The 24,149-nt window shown below is 61.9% G+C and carries 23 protein-coding genes and 1 pseudogene; 14 read left to right on the top strand and 10 right to left on the bottom strand.

Annotation, left to right across the window (positions count from 1 at the left end):
* Positions 1–51: 51 nt before the first annotated feature.
* Entirely contained in the window at positions 52–942 is an 891-nt protein-coding gene (locus AC57B6_RS32395; protein WP_496422861.1) for a LysR family transcriptional regulator, read from the bottom strand.
* Positions 943–1,057: 115 nt separating this feature from the next.
* Here AC57B6_RS32395 and AC57B6_RS32390 point away from each other — a divergent pair, with 115 nt between their 5' ends.
* Positions 1,058–1,936 carry an NmrA/HSCARG family protein gene (locus AC57B6_RS32390; protein WP_496422860.1) on the top strand — a complete coding sequence of 293 codons (879 nt, stop codon included), beginning with the start codon at positions 1,058–1,060 and terminating at the stop codon, positions 1,934–1,936.
* A gap of 165 nt (positions 1,937–2,101) precedes the next feature.
* Here the strand turns inward: AC57B6_RS32390 and AC57B6_RS32385 are convergent, their stop codons facing one another.
* Positions 2,102–2,527, bottom strand: a complete 426-nt coding sequence (locus tag AC57B6_RS32385) for a hypothetical protein (protein ID WP_235430041.1) — start codon at positions 2,525–2,527, stop codon at positions 2,102–2,104.
* A 301-nt stretch (positions 2,528–2,828) separates the two neighbouring features.
* On the opposite strand from AC57B6_RS32385, the gene AC57B6_RS32380 reads away from it, so the two are divergent.
* From AC57B6_RS32380 to AC57B6_RS32355, 6 genes are all read left to right on the top strand, one after another.
* Positions 2,829–3,728, top strand: a complete 900-nt coding sequence (locus AC57B6_RS32380) for a LysR family transcriptional regulator (protein ID WP_496422859.1) — start codon at positions 2,829–2,831, stop codon at positions 3,726–3,728.
* 118 nt (positions 3,729–3,846) lie between these two features.
* Complete coding sequence (locus AC57B6_RS32375) at positions 3,847–5,037, top strand: CaiB/BaiF CoA transferase family protein (RefSeq protein WP_496422858.1); 1,191 nt, start codon at positions 3,847–3,849, stop codon at positions 5,035–5,037.
* Positions 5,038–5,050: 13 nt separating this feature from the next.
* Complete coding sequence (locus tag AC57B6_RS32370; protein ID WP_496422857.1) at positions 5,051–6,016, top strand: hydroxymethylglutaryl-CoA lyase; 966 nt, start codon at positions 5,051–5,053, stop codon at positions 6,014–6,016.
* 1 nt (position 6,017) lies between these two features.
* The gene (locus AC57B6_RS32365) at positions 6,018–6,404 is read left to right on the top strand and encodes a VOC family protein (protein ID WP_106354548.1); all 387 of its coding nucleotides are present in this window, start codon (positions 6,018–6,020) and stop codon (positions 6,402–6,404) included.
* Positions 6,405–6,506: 102 nt separating this feature from the next.
* Positions 6,507–7,454 carry a D-2-hydroxyacid dehydrogenase gene (locus AC57B6_RS32360; RefSeq protein WP_496422856.1) on the top strand — a complete coding sequence of 316 codons (948 nt, stop codon included), beginning with the start codon at positions 6,507–6,509 and terminating at the stop codon, positions 7,452–7,454.
* Positions 7,455–7,487: 33 nt separating this feature from the next.
* Positions 7,488–8,945, top strand: a complete 1,458-nt coding sequence (locus tag AC57B6_RS32355) for an MFS transporter (RefSeq protein ID WP_496422855.1) — start codon at positions 7,488–7,490, stop codon at positions 8,943–8,945.
* Positions 8,946–9,074: 129 nt separating this feature from the next.
* On the opposite strand, the gene AC57B6_RS32350 is transcribed toward AC57B6_RS32355, so the two are convergent.
* Together AC57B6_RS32350 and AC57B6_RS32345 are read right to left on the bottom strand one after the other, a co-directional pair.
* Positions 9,075–10,877, bottom strand: coding sequence for an NAD(P)-binding domain-containing protein (locus AC57B6_RS32350; RefSeq protein WP_496422854.1), 1,803 nt, complete (start codon positions 10,875–10,877; stop codon positions 9,075–9,077).
* Between the two features lie 83 nt (positions 10,878–10,960).
* Complete coding sequence (locus AC57B6_RS32345) at positions 10,961–12,103, bottom strand: helix-turn-helix domain-containing protein (protein WP_496422853.1); 1,143 nt, start codon at positions 12,101–12,103, stop codon at positions 10,961–10,963.
* 238 nt (positions 12,104–12,341) lie between these two features.
* Here AC57B6_RS32345 and AC57B6_RS32340 point away from each other — a divergent pair, with 238 nt between their 5' ends.
* Complete coding sequence (locus AC57B6_RS32340; protein WP_028194987.1) at positions 12,342–12,656, top strand: hypothetical protein; 315 nt, start codon at positions 12,342–12,344, stop codon at positions 12,654–12,656.
* 27 nt (positions 12,657–12,683) lie between these two features.
* Here AC57B6_RS32340 and AC57B6_RS32335 read toward each other — a convergent pair whose 3' ends face one another.
* The gene (locus tag AC57B6_RS32335) at positions 12,684–13,298 is read right to left on the bottom strand and encodes a TetR/AcrR family transcriptional regulator (RefSeq protein ID WP_144194788.1); all 615 of its coding nucleotides are present in this window, start codon (positions 13,296–13,298) and stop codon (positions 12,684–12,686) included.
* A gap of 83 nt (positions 13,299–13,381) precedes the next feature.
* Between AC57B6_RS32335 and AC57B6_RS32330 the strand changes: the two genes are divergently transcribed.
* Complete coding sequence (locus AC57B6_RS32330; RefSeq protein ID WP_496422852.1) at positions 13,382–14,515, top strand: MBL fold metallo-hydrolase; 1,134 nt, start codon at positions 13,382–13,384, stop codon at positions 14,513–14,515.
* Positions 14,516–14,559: 44 nt separating this feature from the next.
* On the opposite strand, the gene AC57B6_RS32325 is transcribed toward AC57B6_RS32330, so the two are convergent.
* Positions 14,560–14,847, bottom strand: coding sequence for a hypothetical protein (locus AC57B6_RS32325; protein WP_106354560.1), 288 nt, complete (start codon positions 14,845–14,847; stop codon positions 14,560–14,562).
* Positions 14,848–14,954: 107 nt separating this feature from the next.
* Between AC57B6_RS32325 and AC57B6_RS32320 the strand changes: the two genes are divergently transcribed.
* Genes AC57B6_RS32320 through AC57B6_RS32305 form a run of 4 tightly spaced genes read left to right on the top strand, consistent with a single transcriptional unit; the run spans position 14,955 to position 17,025 of the window.
* Positions 14,955–15,755: an AraC family transcriptional regulator gene (locus tag AC57B6_RS32320; RefSeq protein ID WP_496422851.1), complete on the top strand. Its 801-nt coding sequence runs from the start codon at positions 14,955–14,957 to the stop codon at positions 15,753–15,755.
* 58 nt (positions 15,756–15,813) lie between these two features.
* The gene (locus AC57B6_RS32315) at positions 15,814–16,398 is read left to right on the top strand and encodes an RNA polymerase sigma factor (protein ID WP_496422850.1); all 585 of its coding nucleotides are present in this window, start codon (positions 15,814–15,816) and stop codon (positions 16,396–16,398) included.
* 13 nt (positions 16,399–16,411) lie between these two features.
* On the top strand, positions 16,412–16,726 hold the full coding sequence (locus tag AC57B6_RS32310; protein WP_030099851.1) for a hypothetical protein: 315 nt from the start codon (positions 16,412–16,414) through the stop codon (positions 16,724–16,726).
* Positions 16,723–17,025 (top strand): 4Fe-4S binding protein, encoded by a 303-nt coding sequence (locus AC57B6_RS32305; RefSeq protein ID WP_030099850.1) that lies wholly within the window; start codon positions 16,723–16,725, stop codon positions 17,023–17,025. Before AC57B6_RS32310 ends, AC57B6_RS32305 begins: the two co-directional genes overlap by 4 nt.
* Here the strand turns inward: AC57B6_RS32305 and AC57B6_RS32300 are convergent.
* From AC57B6_RS32300 to AC57B6_RS32290, 3 genes and pseudogenes are all read right to left on the bottom strand, one after another.
* Positions 17,002–17,283 (bottom strand): annotated as a pseudogene (locus tag AC57B6_RS32300) (ferritin-like domain-containing protein); the annotation flags it as partial. The gene AC57B6_RS32305 and the pseudogene AC57B6_RS32300 overlap by 24 nt on opposite strands.
* A 14-nt stretch (positions 17,284–17,297) precedes the next feature.
* Complete coding sequence (locus AC57B6_RS32295; RefSeq protein ID WP_496422849.1) at positions 17,298–20,096, bottom strand: bifunctional diguanylate cyclase/phosphodiesterase; 2,799 nt, start codon at positions 20,094–20,096, stop codon at positions 17,298–17,300.
* Positions 20,093–20,887: a substrate-binding periplasmic protein gene (locus AC57B6_RS32290; RefSeq protein WP_496422848.1), complete on the bottom strand. Its 795-nt coding sequence runs from the start codon at positions 20,885–20,887 to the stop codon at positions 20,093–20,095. Before AC57B6_RS32290 ends, AC57B6_RS32295 begins: the two co-directional genes overlap by 4 nt.
* Before the next feature lie 682 nt (positions 20,888–21,569).
* On the opposite strand from AC57B6_RS32290, the gene AC57B6_RS32285 reads away from it, so the two are divergent.
* Entirely contained in the window at positions 21,570–23,078 is a 1,509-nt protein-coding gene (locus tag AC57B6_RS32285) for an MFS transporter (protein WP_496422883.1), read from the top strand.
* Between the two features lie 81 nt (positions 23,079–23,159).
* Here AC57B6_RS32285 and kdgD read toward each other — a convergent pair whose 3' ends face one another.
* Positions 23,160–24,077 carry a 5-dehydro-4-deoxyglucarate dehydratase gene (gene kdgD / locus AC57B6_RS32280; RefSeq protein ID WP_028194997.1) on the bottom strand — a complete coding sequence of 306 codons (918 nt, stop codon included), beginning with the start codon at positions 24,075–24,077 and terminating at the stop codon, positions 23,160–23,162.
* Positions 24,078–24,149 lie beyond the last annotated feature (72 nt).

Raw genomic sequence — 24,149 nt, 5'->3', positions numbered from 1 at the left:
TGCCTATTGCACACTCACTGCGCAAGCTTGCGCGGTTGAGGGAGTAGTCAGTCAGACCATGACTGTGTCCGGTTTCAGCATGTCCATGAACGCGCGGACCTTGGCGCTCAGCAGGCGGCGCGAACTATAAAGCGCCCAGACCTCCACCGGCGCACCCGTTGCCGTGCCCCAGCAAACGAGCCGGCCCGCGCGCACATCCTGCTCGACCAGCAGGCGCGGCAGGAGTGCTGCGCCCACGCCTTGCAGCACCGCCTCGCGCACCATCAATAGCGACGACATCCGCAGCACCGGCATCGGCTGAATGACCCTCTCATCGCCGGCTTCCGTGCGCATGTTCCAGAGCGCGCCTGGTGGCGCCGCGGCGAACATGACGGCCGGCACCTGAAGCGCATCGGCTTCGCTTGTGGACATCGCCGACGCCGACGGTATCGACATACCCGGCGCCGCGACCACGAAACGCTCGTCACTGAGAATGCGCCGCCCGACAAGTTGCGCGTCGGGCCGTGGATCGATACGGATCACCAGGTCGTAGCCGTCTTCCACCGGATCCGCAAGCCGGTCTTCCGCGATGATCTCGAGCTCGACCTGCGGATAGGCCAGCGCAAAACGTGCCGCGATCCGGCACAGCACGACATGCGCGAACACGATCGGTGCGCTGATGCGCAAGCGCCCGCGCGGCACCGGCGCGCGCGACGCGACTGCTTCACCCGCCTCCTGAATCTCCGTCATGAGTCCCCGCGTGCGCTCGTGGAGCGCGAGACCTTCTTCCGTCAGACGCAACCTGCGTGCGCCCCGCTCGATCAGCCGCACGCCAAGGTCATCTTCCAGCTCGGCCACGCGCCGTGACAGCGTGGCCTTGGGCCGGTCGAGCGCGCGACTGGCCGGCCCGAAGCCGCCGTGCAAGGCAACCGCGTTGAAATCCGCCAGCGAGGTCAAATCCATGATCGTTCCATTTATGAGACGAGGTGTCTGGATTTTGTCACTTTCGATCAATCGATGGAACGAATATTGTTCGTCTCACGGACTAACCCGGTCCATTCAACCCCAGGAGAAAATCATGGCAATCCTCGTAACCGGCAGCACAGGCGTAATCGGCAAGCAGGTTCTCGACCATCTAAACGGCAGCGGTGCCGAAGTGCGCGCGCTGACCCGCTCGCCGGAAAAAGCCCAATTTCCCGCCGGCGTCACCGCGGTCAAAGGTGACCTGTCCGACATCGACGCAATCCGGCGCGCAATGAACGGCGTCAGCACCTTGTTCCTGCTCGCCCCCAACGCCGCCGACGAACTGACACAAGCGCTGCAGACGCTCAGTGTCACGCGGGAAGCCGGCGTGAAGGGCATTGTTTATCTGTCGGTTTTCAAGGGGGCGGAGTATGTCGACGTGCCTCACTTCACCGGCAAGCACACGGTGGAACGCATGATCGAGCACACCGATCTGCCGGCGACGGTGCTGCGCCCCGCGTATTTCATCCAGAACGATGTCCGGCAGAAAGACCCGCTGCTGACACACGGTGTCTACGGCATGCCGATTGGCAGCAAAGGTATTTCGATGGTCGACGTCCGCGATATCGGCGAGGCCGCCGCGCGCGAACTCCTGCGCCGCGAGCGCGCCGCCGACCGGCTGCCACGTGAGGCGTACGAACTCGTCGGGCCCGATGCGCTGACGTCGGACACCATCGCCGCGATCTGGGCCGAGGCATTGGGACGTCCGGTCCGCTATGGCGGCGACGATCTCGACATCCTCGAACAGCGTCTCAAGGCGGTCGCGCCAGGTTGGCTCGCCTACGACATGCGTCTGATGATGCGCCGCTATCAACTGGACGGCGCGGTCGCTTCGAAAGCCGAGATCGAACGCCTCGCCGCGCTGCTCGGGCGGCAGCCAAGATCGTATCGGGACTTCGCGATGGCCTCGGCCGCCGCATGGGCCAAGGGTTGATCGATCAGCGCGGGTGAAAAACGCTGTCTAAAGACTGGCGCGCGAGCCACGGGTTGGGCTGAAAAGTCCCGTCCGTGGCTCGCCTGCGTTCAGGATCCAGCGGCGACCTGGATTGCCCCGGCGCTATTGTGGAAATGGACGAGCTGAGTAGGGTCAGGATCAGCCTCAATGCCCACCGCAATAAATCGCGGTCAGAAAAAGCGGTACGACTTCGCGAATGCCTGCATTGCTGCCAGCCTGCCGTACCCTCGCCTCAACCGACGAGGCAGATCCTCTCACCACCACGCCATATGTTGAAGACTGGAGCGGCTGGCCGCTGCCCTGTTTGAAAATCGGATCGTTCTGCGCGTAGCCGAAAACGGCCGAGACATGAAAGCCAAACGCTGTCAGGTTGCTGCCGCGTGCGGGACGAAACGCATTGACCGAGTTCGCTTCAATGCGCATCGGCTTCGGATCGATCGATTGGTCGTCCAGAAGCGGAGCAATGAAATCATGGGGATTCGACTGACAGTTCAGTTGGGCGTCGAGCGCATAGGCATTGCACACAGGAGAAGATAATCCCACGCCCAGCGACACAAGGGCGACTAGCATGCGAAGAGTGGATGGTTTCATCATCGTAGCGCGATCGTTCTGCTGGATTGCCTCGAGAAGCCCAAGCACATAAGGTAGCAGATCGTTGAGATTTCAGAATCGTACCGCCCGCGCCGCCAGTCTGTGCGGTGACGCTCAAACCGCCCAAAGCCCGCGCACGACAGGCGGCAGGCCGTATTTCGTGCCGCACGCGCGCCTGTCCAACTCCGTCGCCCTGCTATGCTCTACATGAAGTCGGTCCAGCGCGCGAGGACCCGCCGCGCGGACTGTCGCCGTCCCGCCCGCTAAACGAACCGCAGCCATGCCCCGCTCCTCACACTACGACCTGCAATCCCTGCGCGTTTTCATCGTCGTCGCGGAACTCGGCAGCCTGACGAAGGCGGCCGAGCGTACCTGCCTGACGCTCTCGGCGGTCAGCAAACGCATGACCGATCTGGAACATAGCATCGATTGCACACTGATGCTGCGGCAACCGCGCGGCATCGAGCTGACCGCCGCCGGCAAGGGTTTGCTCGCGCATGCAAGGCAAGTGGTCGAGCGCGTGAACCGCATGGCCAACGAAATGAGCGACTACGCCGCCGGCGTGCGTGGACACGTGCGAGTCTGGGCCAACACGTCGTCGGTCATCCAGTTCCTGCCGCACGATGTGCAGGCTTTTCTCTCCGGCAATCCCGGTGTGAAGATTTCACTCGAAGAACGGTTGAGCGACGAAATCGTCGCGGCGATCCGCAACGGCGACGCCGATATCGGCATCTTTGCGGACAACGTGCTGTCGCCGGGTATCGACAAGGCCATCTATCGAGAGGACAAACTCGTGCTGCTGGTGCCGGCCGGCCATCCGCTCGCCGCCCTCGAAGAAGTCGCCTTCGCCGATACGCTCGACTTCGAGTACGTCGGCCTGAACGAAGGCAGCTCGCTGCTCGCGCGGCTGCTCGATGCCGCATTCAGCGCGGACCGGGTGCTCAAGCTGCGCATCCAGGTGCACAGCTTCGATGGCATCTGCCGGATGATCGAGCACGGGCTCGGCATCGGCGTACTCCCCGAGGGCGCCGTGCGCCCGGAAATTCTCGCAGCGGGCCTGCGCGCCGTGAAACTGACCGACGCGTGGGCGCATCGCGCGCTCTGGATCGGCACGCTGTCGCGCGAAACGCTGTCGCCTGAAGCGCTGCGCCTGTACGACTTCATGTCCGGCCATATCTAAGCTTAAATTCGCCGACCCTTTCCATTCTGGAAAGGGTCGTTGAGAATCCATTGATTTTCAGCACGGGCGGGTTGTCGCAAAGTAAGCGTCAAGAGACGACGTTTGCAAGGAGACAACCATGACGAAGCCGCTTGATGGCGTTCGTGTGCTCGAAATGGGCCAGCTTATTGCCGGCCCCTTCGCTGGAAAAATGCTCGCCGAGTTCGGCGCGCATGTCATCAAGATCGAACCGCCCGGCACGGGCGACCCGCTACGCAAATGGCGCCTGCTGCATGAGGGCACATCCGTCTGGTGGGCGGCGCAATCGCGCAACAAGGAATCCGTCACGCTCGATCTTCGCTCGCCCGAAGCTCAGGACGTGATTCGTCAACTGGTCGCGCAAAGCGACGTGCTGATCGAGAACTTTCGTCCCGGCACGCTCGAAAAATGGGGGCTCGGCTGGGACGAACTGCATGCGTTAAATCCTGGTCTCGTGATGCTGCGCGTGTCCGGCTACGGGCAGACCGGTCCCTACCGCGACCGTCCGGGCTTCGGCGTCATCGGCGAAGCGATGGGCGGCTTGCGGCATCTGAGCGGCGAAAGCGGCCGCACACCGGTGCGCGTGGGCGTCTCCATCGGCGATTCCCTCTCCGCCTTGCACGGCGTGATCGGCATCCTGCTCGCGCTGCGCCATCGCGATCAGAACGGCGGTGCGGGTCAGATGATCGACGTCGCGCTCTACGAGTCGGTTTTCAACATGATGGAAAGCCTGCTGCCCGAGTACTCGGCATTCGGCGCCGTGCGTCAAGCGGCGGGCAGCAGCCTGCCGGGGATCGCGCCGTCGAATGCTTATCGCTGCAGCGACGGCAAATATGCACTGATCGCCGGCAATGGCGACAGCATCTTCCGGCGCCTGATGGAACTGATCGGCCGTCAGGACCTCGCGGACGATCCCGCCCTCGCCCAGAACGATGGCCGCGTAAACAACGTCGAGCGGCTGGATGCAGCGATTGCCGACTGGACTCGCCGCAACACACTCGACGAGGTGCTCACCGCGCTCAACGACGCGCGCATTCCCGCCGGCAAGATCTACGACGTCGCCGACATCGCGAACGACCCGCACTACCACGCACGCGAAATGATCCTCGACAGCCAGCTTCCCGACGGCACGCCGGTGCAACTGCCCGGCATCGTCCCGAAACTGAGCGCGACCCCAGGCACGGTGAACACCTGCGCGCCCACCCTCGGCCAGCACACCGACAAGGTGCTGGAAAACCTCGGCATCGGCACGACGACTCGCGACGCCTGGCGCGCCCGCGGCATCATCTGAACAGGAGCCCCGCATGAGCAGCAAACGTCTGTATATCCAGGAGGTCGCCACTCGCGACGGTTTCCAGAACGAGGCCCGGTTCGTCGACACCGACGCCAAGATCGAACTGATCGACCGTCTGAGCGCATGCGGTTACGCGAGGATCGAGGTGACCTCGTTCACCTCGCCGAAAGCGATTCCGGTCTTGCGCGATGCCGAAGCCGTCATGCAGCAAATCAAGCGGCATCCAGGGGTTATCTACACCGTGCTCGTTCCAAATCTGCGCGGCGCCGAGCGCGCGCTGTCGTGCGGTGTCGATGAAGTCAATCTCGTGATGTCGGTGAGCGAGAGCCACAACCGCGCGAACCTGCGCATGAGCCGCGAGCAATCGTTCGCACAATTGCGCGACGTAATCGGCGTGGTCAGGCAAACGAAGGTGGCAATCAACGTGTCGCTCTCCACCGCAATGGGCTGCCCGATGGAAGGCGATATCGAACCGGCTGACGTGCTGGACTGGATGCAGCGCTTCGCCGATCTCGGCGTGCATGGCGTGACCTTGTGCGACACCACCGGCATGGCCTATCCATCGCAGGTCGGGGCGCTATGCGCCGCCGCGCGCGAGCGTTTCGCCGCCCTTGACCTCACGTTGCACTTTCATAACACGCGCGGCATGGCGCTCGCCAACACGCTCGCCGCGCTGCAAGCCGGTATCGACCGTTTCGACGCGTCGCTCGGCGGACTCGGCGGGTGCCCCTACGCGCCGGGTGCAACGGGCAATGTCTGCACCGAGGAACTCGTGCACATGCTCGAACTCGACGGCTACGACACCGGCGTCGATCTCGATGCCGTGCTGTCCGCCTCGGCGCTGCTTCCCGGACTGATCGGCCACGACGTGCCGAGCCAGTTGCTCAAGGCCGGACGCCGCCTCGATCTGCACCCGGCGCCTTGCATCGCGACCGACGGCCTGCCGGAACAACGCGCATTTTCTTCAGGAACCTGACATGGCACTCATCGATCACCTCGATCACCTCGTACTGACTTGCGTCGACTTCGCTGCAACGAAGCGGTTCTACACCGAAGTCATGCAGATGCAACTCGAGACGTTTGGCGAAGGACGTATTGCGTTTCGCTTCGGCAATCAGAAGATCAACGTCCACGTGCGCGGCGCCGAATTCGAGCCGAAGGCGCATGTTCCCGTGCCGGGCGCGCTCGACCTGTGTTTCATCGCCACCGTGCCGCTCGACGATGTCATTGCGCATCTCGCCCGCTGCCAATGTCCGATTATCGAAGGCCCGGTTGCGCGCACCGGCGCCACACAGAAGATTCGATCGGTGTACGTGCGCGATCCCGATCTGAATCTGATCGAGATTTCCGAACTTGCGGGTTGATGTCATGGCACCCCGCGCCCTACGAACCGGTCACATTCACATGCCGGTCAACAACCTGAATCGCGTGCCGTTGCAACCCCCCCTGGGCCAGGTGGTGAGTCGATGAACATCGTCCTGCTCGACAGCGCTACGTTGCCCGTGCCGCTCACCGCGCCGGCCTGGGCGGGCGAATGGTCCGCCCGCCTCGCCACGCGCGCCGCCGACGTGGTTCATGCGCTCGAAGATGCCGCCATTGCGATCACGAACAAAGTGCCGATCCGCGCGGCCGATCTGAAACGCCTGCCGAAACTCCGCTTCATCTGCATTGCCGCAACGGGTTTCGATTGCATCGATATCGACGCCTGCCGCGAGTCCGGCGTGATCGTATCCAACGTGCCGGGGTATTCGGCACAGAGCGTCTCGGAGTGGGCGCTCGCGTCGATCTTCGCGTTGCGGCGCAATCTGTTCGCCTATCGCGAGACCGCTCGCATCGGTTGGGCGGCCTCGCCGAATTTCTGCGTACACGACGCGCCGATTCTCGACATCGCCGGTTCGACGCTCGGCATTATCGGGCGCGGCGCGATCGGCAGTTCGCTCGCCCGGCTGGCCCGCGCGGTCGGCATGAATGTGCTGTTTGCGGAGCACCGCGGACGGTTGACGGTTCGCGAAGGCTTCACATCATTTGACGAGGTGGTGCGATCCGCCGACGTTCTCTCGCTCCACTGTCCACTGACCGAAGCGACGCGCAAGCTGATCGACGCGCCCACACTTCGCGCGATGAAACACGGCGCGTTGCTCGTGAATAGCGCGCGCGGCGGTCTGGTCGATTCGGCCGCGCTGCTCGATGCGCTTACCACCGGCCACCTCGGCGGCGCCGCGCTCGACGTGCTCCCGCAGGAACCACCCGATCCACATGAGCCCCTGCTGGCGTGCGCGCTTCGCAACCTCATCGTCACGCCGCACATCAGTTGGGCGGCGACGCATGCCGCGAACCGGCTCAATGCCGGCATCGAAGCGAACCTCGCTGCGTTCCATGCGGGCGCACCGATCAACGTGGTGAACGGCGCATAAGCCGCCCCCGAAAATAAAGTAACGGAGACAAGCATGAACAGCAGCAATCTGGGCGTGGGCGCAAAAGCAGGCTCCCATTCGCGCATCGCTTCATCCGAGCCGGTTTCAACCGACGAATCACACCGCCAGGATGTTCAGGCCACCACGTTGGGCGGCTGGATGGACAACATGCCTGCGGGCTCACTGCATCGATTTGTAGTGTGGGTGGTCGGCATAGGCCTGTTCTTCGATATGTTCGAGATTTTCCTTGTCAGCTCGATCGGCGCGGCGCTGCAGGGCGAGTACGGTATCGACAGACACAGCATGGACTTCAAGCTGCTGCTGGCCTCGGCCTTTGTCGGCATGTTCTTCGGCGCATTTTTTCTGGGCAGCGTGGCCGACCGGATTGGCCGGCGCAAGGCTTTCCTGTTCAATCTGATCTGGTACAGCGGCTTTTCACTGCTAGGCGCATTCTCGGTCAATGCCGGGATGCTGGTGATCTGCCGCTTCCTCACCGGCATTGGCGTAGGCGCACTCTATCCCGTCGCCGATAGTTTCCTGTCCGAGATTCTGCCCAAGGAACGCCGCGGACGAATGGCCGCCTGGGCCTACACCGCGTCGTATGTTGCCGTGCCGCTGGTCGGATTCCTCGCGCTTTGGCTCAACCCTCTGCACTTTGGTGCCGTGGCGGGTTGGCGCGTTATTCTGGTGATCGGCAGCCTGGGCGCAGTACTGGTTCTGCTGGTACAGCATAAGTTGCCCGAAAGCCCGCGCTGGCTATTGGCGCAGGGTCGCGTCGACGAAGCTCACGCGATGCTTCGGCGCTTTGCCGACAGTGCCGGGGTGACGGTGCCGGTCATCTCGCCTGAGGCGACCATCAAGCGCAATGCAATGACTTTAGGTGAGCGCGTGGCCCTGCTACGCCGTCCTCCGTACAACAAACGCTACCTGATGCTGGCCATCTTCCATCTGCTGCAGGGATTTGGCTACTACGGCTTTGGCACACTGGCCGCCACAGTGGTGAAAAGCCGCGGCTTTGACATCACCGACGGCACGTTGTTTATCGCGCTGTCGTTTCTCGGCTACCCGGTCGGCTCTTTGCTTTCAATCCCGCTCCTCAACTGGATAGAACGCAGGACGCTGGTGATCGGCGCCATCTTGTCCATTGCGGTTTTTGGCTTGGGTTTTGCCTATTCGAACAACTCGGGGTTGATCGTTCTATTTGGCGTGTTGACAACCTGCGCGTCGAACGTATTCAGCAATGCGTACCATGTCTATCAAGCGGAAATTTTTCCAGCCAGCGTGCGCTCGACTGCAATCGGCAGCACCTATTCGTTGTCCCGCATTGTTAGTGCGATGCTGCCGTTCATCTTGCTCCCCGTATTGAGCCAGCAAGGAGCGGGCGCTATGTTCGGCATTATTGCGGTGGCCCTGTTGATCGTGGCTATCACCGTGCGAGTCCTCGGCCCCCGCACGACACGGCGCAGCCAGGACGAGATCAATCCGGGTTAAGCCGCGCGTCGTACATCGTTTCATTACAGAAGGCAGCGCGCCGATCCATCGAGGCGCGCCGCCCCACACCTGATATCTGTCAAACGGGGGGCGACGAGGTATGCATCACCCTCACGTCTGCATCAGGAGTCAGGAGAGATGATGCACTTCCTGCAGGCCATATACCGGCGTCGCAATCCCCTCCATGCGCGCCTTCAACTGCAGCGATAAGTATTGCGAGTAGTGGCGCGATTGATGCAGATTACCGCCATGGAACCATAAGGCAGTCTGCTGCGTCGGTTTCCACATGTTGCGCTGCTCACCCTCCCACGGTCCCGGGTCTTTCGTCGTATTCGAGCCCAGCCCCCACACCTTGCCCACTTTATCCGCCACTTCACGCGAGATAAGATCGGCGGCCCAGCCGTTCATCGATCCATAGCCGGTCGCATAGACGACGAGATCCGCTTCCAGTTCGGTGCCGTCGCTGAGCACGACAGAGTGCTCTTTCAGTTCGACCACATCCACGCCGCTCTTCAGCTTGATCTTGCCGTCCGCGACAAGATCGGCGGCGCCCACATCGATGTAATAACCCGACCCGCGCCGAAGATACTTCATGAAAAGCCCTGAGTCGTCGTCCCCGAAATCGAGCATGAAGCCGCTTTTCTCCAGACGGTCGTAGAACGCCGCGTCGCGCTGCCTGATGGCATCGAAGACCGGTTTCTGGAACGTATGCAGGATCTTGTACGGGATCGACGCAAAGGTCAGATCGGCTTTCGAAGTCGTCATGCCCGACGCCACCGCGCGCTCGGAATAAAGATCGCCGAGCGCAAGCTCCATCAACGAATCCGACTTGACGATATGCGTGGACGAACGCTGAACCATCGTGACGTCGACGCCCGCCTCCCACAGCGCCGCGCAGATATCGTGCGACGAATTGTTCGCGCCGATCACCACGACTTTCTTGCCCTTGTAAGCGTCCGGCCCCGGATGTTTGGACGAGTGATGCTGCTCGCCCTTGAACACATCCATGCCTTTGAATGAAGGAATATTCGGCTTACCCGACATGCCCGTCGCCAGCACAAGCTGCTTGGGCCGCAGCGTCAGCGTCTCGCCGCCGTGCTCGACCTCGACCACCCATTCGGCCGCCGCTTCGTCGTAGCGCGCGGACTTGCAGGTGGTCGACCCCCAGTAGTTCAACTCCATGACCTTGGTGTACATCTCAAGCCAGTCGCCGATCTTGTCCTTGGGCGTAAAGACCGGCCAGTTGTCGGGGAACGGCAAATACGGCATGTGGTCGTACCAGACCGGATCATGTAGACACAGCGACTTGTAGCGGTTGCGCCACTGATCGCCAGGACGTGGGTTCTTGTCCACGATGATCGTCGGCACTCCCAACTGGCGCAATCGCGCACCCAGCCCGATCCCACCTTGTCCTCCTCCCACGATCAGACAGTAAGGTTGCTCCGCACGACCCAGCGTCCGCGCCTCCGCTTCGCGGCGCTCCTTCCAGGTGACCCGATCCGTGCGTGCACCATGTTCCGCGCCCATCGGGCGACGCTGGCCCTTGGGCTCCTCGTGGCCTTTCAGTTCGGCCATGGTAGTCAGCAAGGTCCAGATCAGGCCGTCTTTTACACGGATAAAACCACTGCCGCGGGCGACCTGTGTTTCGAACGTGATCCACGCCTGGGCCACACCATCGGCTTCGGTCGGCGTTTCGTTTTCGGCAATCCTCAGCCGGGTGGGTTTGATGGCGTCAAGTTGGGCGTCGAGCATGGCGCCGATCTGGTCCCGGCCCTCCATGGTTTTAATATTCCAGGTGAAAGCAACCAGATCGCGCCAATAGCATTCCGGTTGAAACAACGCGAAGGCCGCAGCGGTATCGCCGCGTTTGAGCGCCGATTCCAGGGACTCCAGAACATGTGCAATAGTCTGGCTTGCATTATTTTCAGGCATGGCTGCTCCTCCATTCGATACGGATTAGTGAAACGTGGAAGTGATACGCGGGTTCTTTTTGCCCGCTGGATAACGGTGGACCGCTAGCGCCGGTGCGGCGGGACAATGCCGAACTTCGCGATCCGTCTGTAAAGCGTCGCCCGCGAGATGCCGAGCGTCTGGGCGGTCTCGTCGGGGTGCCATTTCGCATCCGTCAGGGCGGCGACGATGCGATCGCGCTCAAGGGCGTCGATCCCGGAGAGGGTGGGTTGCGCCTCGCGGGCGGGATCCCGGTGCTTCGGCGCCGCTTGCCGTTGCGCCCGGATGACAGGTGGGCGAACCCGCGCATACAGAGGCGAACCGCTGCCCACCAGTTTCATCGAAACCATGTCGCGGCCCGGCCTGACATCCAGAAGTCGTTCGGCGCGGACATCGAATAGCTCGGAGACAGGCCGCGGCAACTGGTCGAGGCCAGGCACACATTCCTTGGCCCGGCGGTTTGCCGCGACCGCATTTCCATGCACGTCGAAAGCGATCAGAATTTCCGGCTGGGCCTCCACGTAATGACGATTCCGGTGGGCCAGCAACACCCAGTGATGCGTGGTCGCGTTGAGAAAGAAACTATCCTCGATCAGCACCGCGCTATGACGCACGATATGGTTGATCAGGCGCTGGCTTTCGCGTTCGTCAGGCGAGCGAATCGCCGATGCATCCAGCACGCCGATCAGCTCGCCTTCCAGCCCGAAGATGGGCGAGGCGCTGCAGGTCAACGTGGTAAACGCGGCGCGAAAATGATCTGTCTTATGCACCGTGATCGGTTGGGAATCCAGCAATACGGCCGCCACGCCACAGGTTCCCTCTTCCTGCTCTGACCAGCAGGAGCCCCAATAAAGCCCTGCCCGTTTGAAGTCGTGGCGCCGATCCCGGTCGACGCGATAATCTATCGTCACACCTTGTGCGTCGGTGAGCATCACGCAGTAGTCAGCTTCGCGTACCGTCTCATGCAGACGCGAAAGGCATTCTCCCGAGGCCCGCAAAACCGACTCTTCACGATGTTGCACGTCGCGCAGTTCCGGCGCGGTCAGAATGCGCGGACCTTTTGTCAGACCAGGATCGAGATGATATTGCTCGAGCGAGCGCCAGTACGACGAAGCCAGCCGCGCGGAATCGGCACCGCGATCGGGCGCGCGGCCTTCGATCAACCTGCGGATCCGGTCGATGTGTCTAACCTGCGGAACATAAGGCATGAATGTCTCCGGTCTGCTCGGCGCACATCGCCAGGTGCGCGCTCAGGATGACTTTTAGCATGCGTGTTCCGGAAGATCACACCGCAGTGCAGCATCAAGCCGGATGAGACTTTTGTCTCAGTTCCTTTGTCTCAGTTCTTTTATGGCGGGGACGCAACGCGGTTCGATTCCCACGGTACTGAAGATAGCGCGCGTAAAGCCCCTGCTAGAATGCTTGCCCTTTTCTCTGGAGACGCACATGTCCTGGTTCATCTATGAAGTGCCCGAATACAATGAAGACGGGGCGCGCATCGAACCCTTCAGCGACCTGCGTAGCCGCGTCCAGAAAGTCAGTGGGCAGGCCATGGTCGACGAGTTGGAAAGCGTCCGCGAGAACGCCGCGAAGACAGCGGATACGCCGGCGCACCCGCTACGCGCGGCGGATAATCCTCACGTATTTCCGATCCCGTACGCCGACTCCATGATCCTGGTCGGGTTTATCTTCGAACTGAAACGGGAGTCCCGGTGCCTGGTGGTGTCGCCCGTGGAAATGCCCTGGTTGAAAGACGCGTAACGCGTCTAGTCGCCAGCGCGTAACGCGTCACGCGTAGCGCGCGAGAAACATATCGGCGGCCGATTCCGCGACGTGCTTCTGTTCATCCACGCCGAGAGGCGGCTGCCCCATCGTCACCTGCGGCCAGAAAGCGAATGCTTTTACGAGGGCCTGCAACTGCTGCGAAGCGTATACCGGGTCCGAGGTCTTCAGGCGGCCATCGGCTGCGGCCGCGCGAATCCACACCGTCAAATCCTCTTCCCGCTCACCCATGCGGGTCACCATCTCCCGCGCGCGCTCCGGCGAATGAATGCCCGCCGCGATCGCGACGCGCGCGAGGGCCAGGAATGCCTCGTTATTCAATAGGCTCAGCTTCTTGAACAGAAGCTGGAGCAACTGCGCACGCAATGGATGCGCGGCGGAGTAAGCCGGCGCCTCGCCTGTGTCGCTCGACTCCCACAACTGCCGCAGGATCGCGGCGAACAGCACTTCCTTACTGGGGAAATGGTTGTAGACCGTCCGCTTCGAGACGCTCGCGCGGGCCGCGATACGGTCCATGCTGGTCGCGTCGAAACCGGCCGCGAGAAATTCTTCGATGGCCGCCTCGATGATGGCAGCGCGCTTGCGGTCGGTCAGGCGTAGAAGGGGTTGACTGGTGTTCATCGCTAAATTTTACACCGGGTAGTTTACTTTTCTCAAAAATAAACTACACTCAACAGTCTACTTTCTGTATCGAGGCGGTTTGCATGGCATCGTTTACCAGTTCTATTCGCCGCGCCTTGGGCCTGACGGCGGCGCGACGCGGGCGCGAATTGTTCGACATGTCGGCTCAGCACGACGGCGAGCGCTTTCGAAACGTCAAGCCGCGTCCGGTCGAGGGTATCGGCAAGACCCTGAGCATCGCGTGGAATGTGTTGTTCCGGAAACCGGACGGTACGGTGCCGGCGGGCACTCTGCCCGTCGACACGCTGTCACGCGAACAACTCGACGCCGCGCCGGACCGCAGCCTCTATCGCCTCGGGCATTCGACCATGCTGCTTAAGCTGCGCGGTCAGTTCTGGCTGACCGATCCCGTCTTCGCCGAGCGTGCATCGCCGTTCCGGCGGTTCGGCCCGAAGCGCTTCCATGCCCCGCCCATTGCACTCGAAGACTTGCCGCCGTTGCGCGGCGTGATTCTGTCGCACGATCACTATGACCATCTGGATCGCGAAACGGTGCTGGCGCTCGCCGCGAAGACCGGCGTGTTCCTGACGCCGCTGGGTGTCGGCGACCGCCTGATCGAATGGGGTATCGAGGCGTCGAAGGTGCGTCAATTCGATTGGTGGCAGGGCGTTGAAATCGACGGTCTGTCGTTTACTGCAACACCCGCGCAGCACTTCTCCGGTCGCAGTCTGTTCGACGGCAACAGCACCTTGTGGGCCTCGTGGGTGATCGTCGATGACGCGCTACGCGTGTTTTTCAGCGGCGACACCGGTTACTTCGACGGCTTCAGGACCATCGGCGAGCGGCTCGGTCCATTTGACGTGACGCTGCTCGAAACCGGCGCCTACGATGCTCAATGGCCGTACGTCCATATGCAGCCCGACGAGACCGTCCAGGCTCACGTCGATCTGGGGGGACGCTGGCTGGTGCCGGTTCACAACGGCACGTTCGATCTGGCGATGCATCGCTGGCAGGAACCGTACGAGCGTGTGGTTGGACTCGCTGCCGCCCGGGGCATTGCGCTCGCGACGCCTCGCATGGGCGAGCGGCTGGATCTGGGCACGCCGCACCGCGGCGGCAAGTGGTGGCGCGAGGTGTCAGAGGTGGCGGAGGTGGTGCCGGCCCCCGCGACGTCGCGGCGCTGGTTCTGTCGCGATAGCCGGCAAGCGAATTCGTAAGGCGTGCCCGGCAAGAGCTGATCTTGGCGCTTGCGCGCCGGGTGCTACTGGGCGTTCCCCAGTGCGCGCCGAGATCCGCAAGAGGATGAGTCGATCCACTCACGCAGCCGGACGTCGCGAATCTCAAGTACATCGAACAGGCCGACGGCACGCAGGGCCGGCAGGGCCGCGACGATGTCCGTGGCGGCCACGGCGCGCGCCGCGTCAGTGCTGGCCGGATCGGTCCAGACGCGCGCATTGGCCAGAAAAGCGGCAACCGTGCCTTTGCGGACGGTCACACCATTGATATCGGCCCGATCGACGTGATCGGGGAGAACTTGCTCGGCTCGCATCGCACGGCACTCCTGTGTTGTTTGAGAAGAGGCCAGTCTAATGATGCAGACCCGGCCCGTCTCCGGTATAAAGGCCATTCGATACCGGATTGCCGCCACCCCTTGCGATGACTACCCCCTTGATTCGACCGGCTCTCGTGAGTTCGCCCGAAGGTCCATTCCTCGCCGCGGCCGAACTGACACAAAGTGAATCGCGCGCAACGCCCTCGCATAGTCATGCGCGCGGACAGCTCATGGGTGCGCTGAGCGGGCTCGCATCGATCGGGTTCGACAAGCAGCAATGGGTCGTGCCCGCCACCCATGCGATCTGGATTCCCCCGCATTGCGTTCACTCGATACGCTCCTATGGCCCCTTCTCGGGGTGGAGTGTTTTCATAACCGAGGAGCGCTGCGAATCGCTGCCGCGGCAGGCGCGCGCGATCAAGACGACGCCCTTGCTGCGCGAGGCGGTACGGCGCGCCGCGAGCTGGGCGAGCACCGAACTCGACGCATCGCAGACGCGCATTGCGGAGCTCATCGTCGATGAGCTCGCTGCGTCAAAGGAAGAATCGCTAGGCCTGCCGAGCCCCACCGATCCACGGCTCGCGCGCATCACGGACGCGCTCGGCGGCAACCTCGCGGATAACCGGCGCCTCGAAGAATGGGCGGCATGGGCCGGGCTCGCGCCGCGAACGCTGAGCCGCCGGTTCGTGACCGAAACAGGCATGACGTTCGCGCAATGGCGCCAACAGGCCCGCTTGCTTCGCGCACTCGAACGGGTGGCGGATGGGATTCCGGTCACGACGATTGCGCTCGAACTCGGCTACGACAATGTCAGTGCGTTTATCGACATGTTCCGTCGGGCCTTGGGCACCACGCCCGGACGCTACCTGGCCGTGGCAGCGCCTGAGAATCGCCGTAGCGGCTGATTCGAAACAGCCTTCACGTCACGGACAATATTTCCAGGCGTGAATCGTCTACAGACGTATGGAACCGCCGCGCACCCCAAAACCGACGATCGAACGCGACAACGACATCACTGCAACCGTGTTGCGTGAGCGGTCGAAACTCGGCAATTTCATCCGGCGCCGCGTGCAGGATCAGGGCGAGGCCGAAGACATCCTGCAGGACGTCTTTCACGAGTTCGTGCAGGCCTACCGGCTCCCCGCGCCGATCGAACAGGTAAGCGCGTGGCTGTTCCGCGTGGCGCGAAACCGCATCATCGACCGCTTTCGCAAGCGCCGCGAGCAAGCGCTCGCCGACATGGCCGACGATCAGGACGACGCAGACAACCCGGACTATCGGCTGGATCTCGCCCTGCCGGCCACCGACGCCGGTCCCGAAGCCGTCTATGCAAGATCGTTGCTGCTGGAGGCCCTGCAAGAAGCACTCGACGAATTGCCGGCAAATCAGCGCGACGTCTTCGTCGCCCACGAACTCGAAGGACGCAGCTTCAAGGAGCTGGCATCCGAAAGCGGTGTCGGCGTGAACACGCTATTGGCCCGCAAGCGCTACGCGGTACTGCATCTGCGCGTTCGCCTGCAAGCCGTCTATGACGAACTGGATATCTAAAAGGAGCAGCTAGATGAGATTCAAACTGAGATGCTTCGGCAAGGCACTGTTGGTTCTGGTGGGCGTTGCCGTGCTGGGATGGATGGTGATGGCGCTATGGAATTGGGTGATGCCCGCGCTATTCACCGGTGCCCGTCCGATCGACTTTCTGCACGCGCTGGGCCTGCTGGTCCTGAGCCGGATTCTCTTTGGCGGATTTCGCGGGCATGGCGGCTGGCATGGACGCCGGCACTGGCGGCGCTGGGAACGGATGACACCGCAGGAGCGTGAAAACTTTCAGAAGAACCTGGCGTCCTTTGACGGCAAGCGCCGCGAGGACGAAGCATGAGCCGCGCATCTACATCCGCTTGCAAGCAGCCCGCAGGCGTGATCGCTCCCGTGGTCAATCTGAAGCGCTGCGAAGGCAAGGGTGATTGCGCCGTCGTCTGCCCCGAAGACGTATTCGAAATCCGCCGGATCGATGCGGCGGACTATCAACAGTTGGGCGCGTTGAACCGATTCAAGCTGCGCGTACACGGCATGAAAGTCGCGTACACGCCCAACGCCGATGCATGCCGGGCATGTGGCCTGTGCGTAAGCGCATGCCCCGAACATGCCATTACGTTAGCCCGGATCGGGGCGCAATGAGGTCGTGTGTTGCCGCGCATCACTCCCGACCTTGTCGATCAAGGCCAGATTCGTTTCGAGCCAGTCGATATGATCTTCCGTATCGTCGAGAATATGGGTGATGATGTCGCGCGAGACAAAGTCGCGAACCGTCTCGCAGTACGCGATCGCTTCCTTGCAAGTTGTCTGCGACGCCTGCTCGAATTCGAGATCGCACTCAGGAATTTCTTTCGTATCCTCACCAATCAGCAACTTATGCAGGTCTTGCAAATTGGGCAGAGGTGCAGCTGCGATCAGCTTGCCGTGCCGGTGCCCACGTTTCTCCCGGCATTCCTCGCCGAGCGGCCCTCCGCCCGCTTACCGGAACTGAACAGGCTCACGAACTGTTCGAAACCCTGGATCGGCAGCGGCTTGCAAAAAAGAAACCCTTGATAGGCATGGCAGCCTGCAACCGCCAGGAAATCTCTTTGCGCTTCTGTTTCAACCCCCTCGGCAATGACACCCAGGTTAAAGCTTCGCGCAAGCGCCACGATGGTTCTCGCGATGTCAGCGTCGTTGGGGTCGACCAGAATGTCGCGCACGAACGAGCGATCGATCTTTAACTGGTCCAACGGCAATCTCTTCAGATAAGCCAGCGAAGAGTAGCCCGTCCCGAAGTCGTCGAGCGAAAACGTCACGCCGCGGGCACGCAGGGCGCTCATCTTTTCGATAACGTCCTGTACGTTCTCAACGAGAACACTCTCGGTCAATTCGAGCTTCAGCCGGTCCGCCCGCGCCCCGGTCCGGTCGATGACGTCGAGCACACCGTCCACGAAATCCGGCTCGCGGAATTGCCGGGCACTGACGTTCACTGCCATGGACAGATGCGCCATCGATGGGCTCGCCGCCCACAGTGCCAGTTGAGCGCATGCTGACGCCAGCACAGTGCGCCCCATCTCGAGAATCAGCCCGGACTCCTCGGCGAGCGGAATAAACTCGCCCGGCGGTATCAGGCCGCGTTCAGGATGCTCCCAACGCACCAGCGCCTCCGCACCGGTAATGTAATTGCCGTCGACGACCTGCGCCTGATAGTGGAGAACAATCCGGTTCTCTTCGATCGCGTTGCGCAGCCCCACCTCCATTTCGGCCCGCTTCAACACCGCTGTCTGCATCGCCGGGTCGAAGAAACAGATGCCGTTGCGGCCGCGCTCCTTCGATTGATACATGGCGAGATCGGCCCGTTTGAAAAGCTCGTCGGTGGACGTCTGCTCCCCCTTGAATACCGTGACGCCGATGCTGGCGGTACTCCGGAACTGGATGCCGTTGAGCTCATAGGCACACCCCAGCACGGAGAGAATTCTTGCCCCCGTCGCCTCGGTTTGGCTGGTGGCCACCGCCTCATCCGGACTCAGATTGCCCAGCACCACAACGAACTCGTCACCCCCCACCCGCGCGACCGTATCGGCCTCGTTGACGCTATTCGACAGGCGATATGCGACCTGCCGCAGGAGCAGATCGCCTTTGTCGTGCCCAAGCGTGTCGTTCAGCGTTTTGAAGTGATCGAGATCGATGAACATCAGGGCGCCACAGACCTTGTTCTCCCGGCTCGCCAGCATGGATTGCCTGAGCCGGTCCAGAAGCAGTGCACGATTGGGCAAGCGGGTCAGCGTGTCGTAGAAGGCCAGCTCGCGGATTTTCTCCTCTGACTTCTTACGCTCGGTAATGTCGCGGCCGCTGGTACGAAAGCCGATAAAGTCGCCCCGCTGATTGCTGATCGGCACCCAGGAAACCGACAGCCACAGCAGCGACCCATCCTTGCGCACGCAACGAAATTCGAGATCCTCGCCGCGAGAACCCTGAAGCCCCTTTTTAAACTCCGGGGCAACCCGCGAAACATCCTCTGGATGGATCAGCGTGCGGGCGAAATCGGGCATCGCCATGCATTCGACGACCGTATAGCCCGTGTAGTACTCAACCGACGGATTGATCCAGCGAGGTTTGCCATCCGGTCCCCACCAGATTTCCAGGTTCACCGTGCAGTCGGCAATGGCGCGAAACTTCTCTTCGTTCTCGCGCAACTCCCGTGTCATCGCCGAGGCGAGCCGCATGGCGCGCTCACGCCCTGTCATCATGAGCCAGCTCAGAAGCGCCAGCAGAAAACTCAAGCCCGTGCCGGCGCCTGCGATCAACGCCTGTGCATTGCGTCCCAATCTGGATCGGAACTCGTCGGAGGCACTCATCGTGAGCATCCAGTCATGCCCGTCGACAACCAGATATTCATTTGCGGAGATGATCGCGGGGGCGCGCCGGTTGTTCGGCTCGGAAGCGCGATGCAGCAGCGCGGCCTCCAATGGCTCGACGCCGTCGTAAATGGCCAGCGAGATGCCGGGTGGCTGTTCGCCGTACAGACTGGCCATCACGTCGTGCATCTGGAACGACGCATAGACCCAACCGATAATGTTCGCCCGGCGTTGCGTGAGATCGTCCTGCGCGTTGCCGGCCGCGTAGATCGGCAGATACATGATGAAACCCGGCCGACGGTCGGGACTCGCGCCGATCTGGAGGTTTACCTTGCCCGACAGGGCCGCCATGCCGGAATCGCGTGCCTTCTCCAGCGCGGCGCGCCGCACCGGTTCGTCCCAGGTGTCAAAACCGGGCGAGCTGCGAGCAATGCCAACAAAAGGCTCGCGCTGAATAATCGGCGCATAAGCCGTGCGCTGCCCGTCAGGATGAATCGTGTAGCCCGGAATGCCGCCCTGACGCATGCCCGCTATGTGGGCCGCTTTACTCGCCGCGGGCACCCATTCGATTACACCGACGCCGTGGACGCCGGAAAAATTCGCGTCAAGATTGAGCGCGTTCACATAGCGCCGGAACCGCTCGCGATCGATCGTACCGTTCGCGGCAAACAGGCTCTGCACGCCGCGCAACATCAGCTCATAGGTCGCCATGCGCTGCTCGACGCGGCCGACCGCATCACTCACGGTGTATTCGAACTGGCTGCGAAGCTCTTTGCGACTCGCCTGTCGTTCGTGATTCCAGACGACCCACGTCAAACAGAGCGACGCTGATAGAACCAGTAACGGCAGTAGGACAGCGCGTAGCCGGATCACGGCGACGCCTTGAAGTCGACCATGGAATCAGCCAGCTCAGGCTTGAAGTACTTTTCGAAGATTCGGCGCACCGTGCCGTCCGCACGCATTTCGTCCACCAGCGCCTGCCACTTTTCCCGTTCGCCGACGGAGAGTGCTTTCTTGGACATGATCAGACCGTGCGGCACCGAAGGATCGTTGAACTCGACAATCGTCGTCACATTGCGGATTTTTTTCGCGTCCAGTGCGGGGTAATCGAAGGGCTCGATAATCATGCCCTGGATCTGCCGGAGTATAAGCGCCTGGTAGAGCGGTTCGAGCCCTCCCGCCAGGCTGACCCGGTTTTCCGCCGTCAGTCTGTCGACCAGTTCATTGGCCGATGCGCTATAGCGAAAACTGCGGATCACGCCAAGCTGCGCGTGCCGATCACGTTCGAAATCCGCGACGTTGTGGATACCGGCGTCCTTGCGCACGAGCAGATAGTATTTATTGCTGAAGTACCACGCAAACGACGCGTATTGATTGCGTTCGTCGTTCGCAATGCCAGAAAGGCTGAAATCGAGCGCACCCGACTCGATCAGTTTCCAGATACGTGCCCGCGACATCAGACTGACCTTGATCTGGCAACCGCTGCGCCGGATCAGCTCGTCCGCAAAGTCTTTGTCGATACCGCTGTCGGTGTCGAGCGAATAGAGCAGGCCGTGGTCGTGCAATCCTAGCGTGAACGGCCGGAAGCAATCCGGGCCACCCGCAAAAGCATTGCTTACGAAACACACTGCCAACAGAACCCCGCCAAGCCAGCTTCGAATCACAACGCCTCCATAGCGGAATGACGCCTGGTTATATTCTCGCCGGTCATAATCCGGCGGCGTGCTCAGGCAGGTTTGTTTTACTCATACCCTACTTTTAACACACAATTCGGGATATTTTTCTGACCCAATGCGCTGCCGATGGGCGGTGACAACTTCAATCATCCGGACGGAATCGGACCAGCGTGTATGGTGCCTATGTATGACGCTCGTTCACCGTGCGGATCCCCTTCAATGATGAAGCACCGAGGGGCCAGCGAAGGTCGTTCTGGAAGGCGGAGCCGGTAGGATGCGCAGCACTGCGCCCGAACCCTCCTTTCAATCACGTAGCGCGTACATTTCATTTCCCGCTGAAGTACTGCGTGGAAGAAGCGTCGGGCGACCTACAAGCGCGGAACGTCGGTGAAATGCCGGATAAGCCGCCATCAACAGACGTCATATATCAAACCGCACCCGCCTCGCCGCGCCCAAGCGCACCGGATTTTTGCGCTCCTAATGCCTCGAAATTAATCACAGGTAGGGGGAAACCCGTATAATTCAGGATAAGAGGTCAGACAACTAGTGGACACACCACGCGTCAAGACCCGGGCCCGCGCGGCGCGGCGCCTGCCCTGAAAAGCTCTCCTTTCCCAGACCCGTGAACCCGACTGCGACTGCCCTGCCCTTCCGGAATGCCCTCATGGCGATGCTCGGCATCGGCCTCGTCAATATGCTGGTCGCACTCGACCAGACCGTCGTCAGCACCGCGCTGCCCTCGATCGTCGCCGAACTGCACGGCTTCGAGTACTACGCATGGATTGCCAGCGCGTACCTGCTGGCGTCGGTGGTGACCGTTCCCGTGTTCGGCCGTCTCGGCGACTACTTCGGCCGCAAGCGCTTCGTGATCGCCGCGGTTATCACGTTCACGGTGGCGTCGGTGCTGTGCGGCGTCGCGAACGACATGCTGTTCCTCGTGATCGCGCGCGGCTTGCAAGGCGTCGGCGGCGGGATGATGGTGGGCACCGCGTTCGCGTCGATCCCGGACCTGTTCCCCGATCCGCGTGCACGGGTGCGCTGGCAGGTGGTGATGGCGGCCGCGTACGGCATCGGCACCGCGGCGGGTCCGTCGCTGGGCGGCTGGATGAGCGAGCATTGGGGCTGGCGCTCCACCTTCCTGATCAACCTGCCGGTCGGCGCCGCGGCGCTCTATTTCATCTGGGCGCATCTGCCCAACCTGCAGCGGCCGCACGAGGGCGAGGTCAAGATCGACTGGCTCGGCGCGGCACTGGTCGCCATCGTGCTTGGCGGCTTTCAGGCGCTCATCGAAGCCGTGCCGAAGCATGGTTTGACGACCGGCAATCTGACGTTGGCGGCCTTCGTGATCGCGGGCGCCGTTGGTTTGCTGGCGTGCGAAAAAAGCGCCACGCATCCAATCATTCCACTCGACCTGTTCAAGGACGCGCAACTCGTCACGCTGTTCATACTCGGCTTTCTGTCCGGCTTCGTGATGTTTTCGCTGATCTTCTTTGCGCCGCTGCTGTTGCAAGGCGGCTTCGGCTTGTCGCCGCAACAGGCGGGTCTGCTCGCCACGCCGATCGCCGCGTGTATCGCCCTCGGCAGCCTGCTGAATACGCGCATCGTCATCCACATGAAGAAGCCCACGCGGATTCTGTCGATCGGGTTCGCGCTGCTGCTGTTCGCCGCGATCGCGCTGGCGTTCGCCAATCCGCAGACCCCGCACGTGTGGATCGAATTGCCGATGGCGGCGGTCGGTATCGGCCTCGGTTTCATCCTGAACAATCTGAATGTGTTCGGCCAGGAGATTGCCGGACGCGAACGTTTCGGTATCACGACGGCGCTGCTTCAGTCCACACGGATGGTCGGCGGGATGCTCGGCACCAGCATTGTGGCAACCGTGGTGCAGCATCACTATCGCGACGTGGTGACACGCACGATGAGCGTGCTCGGCGAGCCGGCCGTTTCGCAATGGCAGCCGCGTTTCGTCGATCTGCGCATCCTGATCGACGAAGCATCGCGACTGAAACTGATTGCGGATATGAAGCCGTCGGGCCTCAATACGCTGGCGTTGATCGACACGGCACGCGATGCGCTGGTGCAGTCGATTCATATCGGCGTGTGGCTGACGGCGGTAGCGGCACTGGCGGCTGCGCTGCTCGTGCAGCGCATCTCGCACGTGGTGTTTCGCAAGAGCTGAACGGCGGCGTGGCCGCGACCGTTTCGCGGCTGCGGCCCGCGCCGCTTCTTGCATCGGCTATTGCAGCACTTATTGCATCGGTTATTGCGCGCCGAGCTTCCTGATCAGCACGTCGAGTTGCGCCATTTCCTCTTCGGTCAGATCGGTCAACGGCGCACGCACCGGTCCCGCGCTGTGGCCGACCAGCTTCGCGCCGGCCTTCACGATGCTGACCGCGTAGCCCTGGCGGCGATTACGGATCGCCAGATACGGCAGGAAGAATTCGTCGATCAGCCTGCCGACGGTAGCGTGGTCGTCCGCGGCAATCGCGCGGTAGAAGTCCATCGCGGTCTTCGGGATAAAGTTGAAGACCGCCGACGAGTACACCGGCACGCCCATCGCCTTATAAGCCGCAGCGTAGATTTCCGCGGTCGGCAGGCCGCCGAGGTACGAGAAACGCTCACCCAGACGCCGGCGAATCGTCACCATGTTCTCGATTTCACCCACACCGTCCTTGAAGCCGATCAGGTTCGGACAACGGTCGGCGAGACGTTCGAGCATGTCCGCGTTGAGCTTCGAATTCGCGCGGTTATAGACGATCACGCCGATGTTCTTCACCGCCTTGCAGACCTGCTCGACATGCGCGGCAATGCCTTCCTGCGACGCCTCGGTCAGGTAGTGCGGCATCAGCAGCACGCCGCTCGCGCCGAGACGTTCGGCTTCCTTAGCATATTCAATCGCGACGCGCGTCGGGCCACCCGCACCGGCGAGAATCGGCACCTTGCCGCGACAGGTCTCGGTCGCCGTGCGAACCACCTCCGTGTAGTCGCTTCTGGTCAGCGAGAAAAATTCGCCCGTGCCGCCCGCGGCGAACAATGCCGTCGCGCCATACGGCGCGAGCCATTCGAGGCGCGCAGCATAGGTATCGGCGCGGAAATCGCCCTGTTCGTCGAAGTCGGTCACCGGAAACGACAGCAGGCCTTCCGAGACGATCGCTTTGAGTTCTTGAGGTGAGGTCATGGCGTGAATGGCTTAGTAGCGCAATAGCGTAAATTTTGTCGGCGAAAACGAGCGGCGGCACCCGGCGCCGCT

It is taken from the genome of Paraburkholderia sp. BGA-UO-ETr-F12, from assembly GCF_059567945.1.
This window is presented reverse-complemented; position numbering and strand designations above follow the sequence as displayed.

Coding starts and splice junctions, on each gene's coding strand:
- AC57B6_RS32375 (WP_496422858.1), top strand. CDS start 3,847: ATGACGAAGCCGCTTGATGGCGTTCGTGTGCTCGAAATGGGCCAGCTT.
- AC57B6_RS32285 (WP_496422883.1), top strand. CDS start 21,570: ATGCTCGGCATCGGCCTCGTCAATATGCTGGTCGCACTCGACCAGACC.
- AC57B6_RS32345 (WP_496422853.1), bottom strand. CDS start 12,103: ATGCCTTATGTTCCGCAGGTTAGACACATCGACCGGATCCGCAGGTTG.
- AC57B6_RS32320 (WP_496422851.1), top strand. CDS start 14,955: ATGACTACCCCCTTGATTCGACCGGCTCTCGTGAGTTCGCCCGAAGGT.
- AC57B6_RS32310 (WP_030099851.1), top strand. CDS start 16,412: ATGAGATTCAAACTGAGATGCTTCGGCAAGGCACTGTTGGTTCTGGTG.
- AC57B6_RS32325 (WP_106354560.1), bottom strand. CDS start 14,847: ATGCGAGCCGAGCAAGTTCTCCCCGATCACGTCGATCGGGCCGATATC.
- AC57B6_RS32340 (WP_028194987.1), top strand. CDS start 12,342: ATGTCCTGGTTCATCTATGAAGTGCCCGAATACAATGAAGACGGGGCG.
- AC57B6_RS32305 (WP_030099850.1), top strand. CDS start 16,723: ATGAGCCGCGCATCTACATCCGCTTGCAAGCAGCCCGCAGGCGTGATC.
- AC57B6_RS32365 (WP_106354548.1), top strand. CDS start 6,018: ATGGCACTCATCGATCACCTCGATCACCTCGTACTGACTTGCGTCGAC.
- AC57B6_RS32355 (WP_496422855.1), top strand. CDS start 7,488: ATGAACAGCAGCAATCTGGGCGTGGGCGCAAAAGCAGGCTCCCATTCG.
- AC57B6_RS32350 (WP_496422854.1), bottom strand. CDS start 10,877: ATGCCTGAAAATAATGCAAGCCAGACTATTGCACATGTTCTGGAGTCC.
- AC57B6_RS32390 (WP_496422860.1), top strand. CDS start 1,058: ATGGCAATCCTCGTAACCGGCAGCACAGGCGTAATCGGCAAGCAGGTT.
- AC57B6_RS32315 (WP_496422850.1), top strand. CDS start 15,814: ATGGAACCGCCGCGCACCCCAAAACCGACGATCGAACGCGACAACGAC.
- AC57B6_RS32360 (WP_496422856.1), top strand. CDS start 6,507: ATGAACATCGTCCTGCTCGACAGCGCTACGTTGCCCGTGCCGCTCACC.
- AC57B6_RS32385 (WP_235430041.1), bottom strand. CDS start 2,527: ATGCTAGTCGCCCTTGTGTCGCTGGGCGTGGGATTATCTTCTCCTGTG.
- AC57B6_RS32370 (WP_496422857.1), top strand. CDS start 5,051: ATGAGCAGCAAACGTCTGTATATCCAGGAGGTCGCCACTCGCGACGGT.
- kdgD (WP_028194997.1), bottom strand. CDS start 24,077: ATGACCTCACCTCAAGAACTCAAAGCGATCGTCTCGGAAGGCCTGCTG.
- AC57B6_RS32330 (WP_496422852.1), top strand. CDS start 13,382: ATGGCATCGTTTACCAGTTCTATTCGCCGCGCCTTGGGCCTGACGGCG.
- AC57B6_RS32335 (WP_144194788.1), bottom strand. CDS start 13,298: ATGAACACCAGTCAACCCCTTCTACGCCTGACCGACCGCAAGCGCGCT.
- AC57B6_RS32380 (WP_496422859.1), top strand. CDS start 2,829: ATGCCCCGCTCCTCACACTACGACCTGCAATCCCTGCGCGTTTTCATC.
- AC57B6_RS32395 (WP_496422861.1), bottom strand. CDS start 942: ATGGATTTGACCTCGCTGGCGGATTTCAACGCGGTTGCCTTGCACGGC.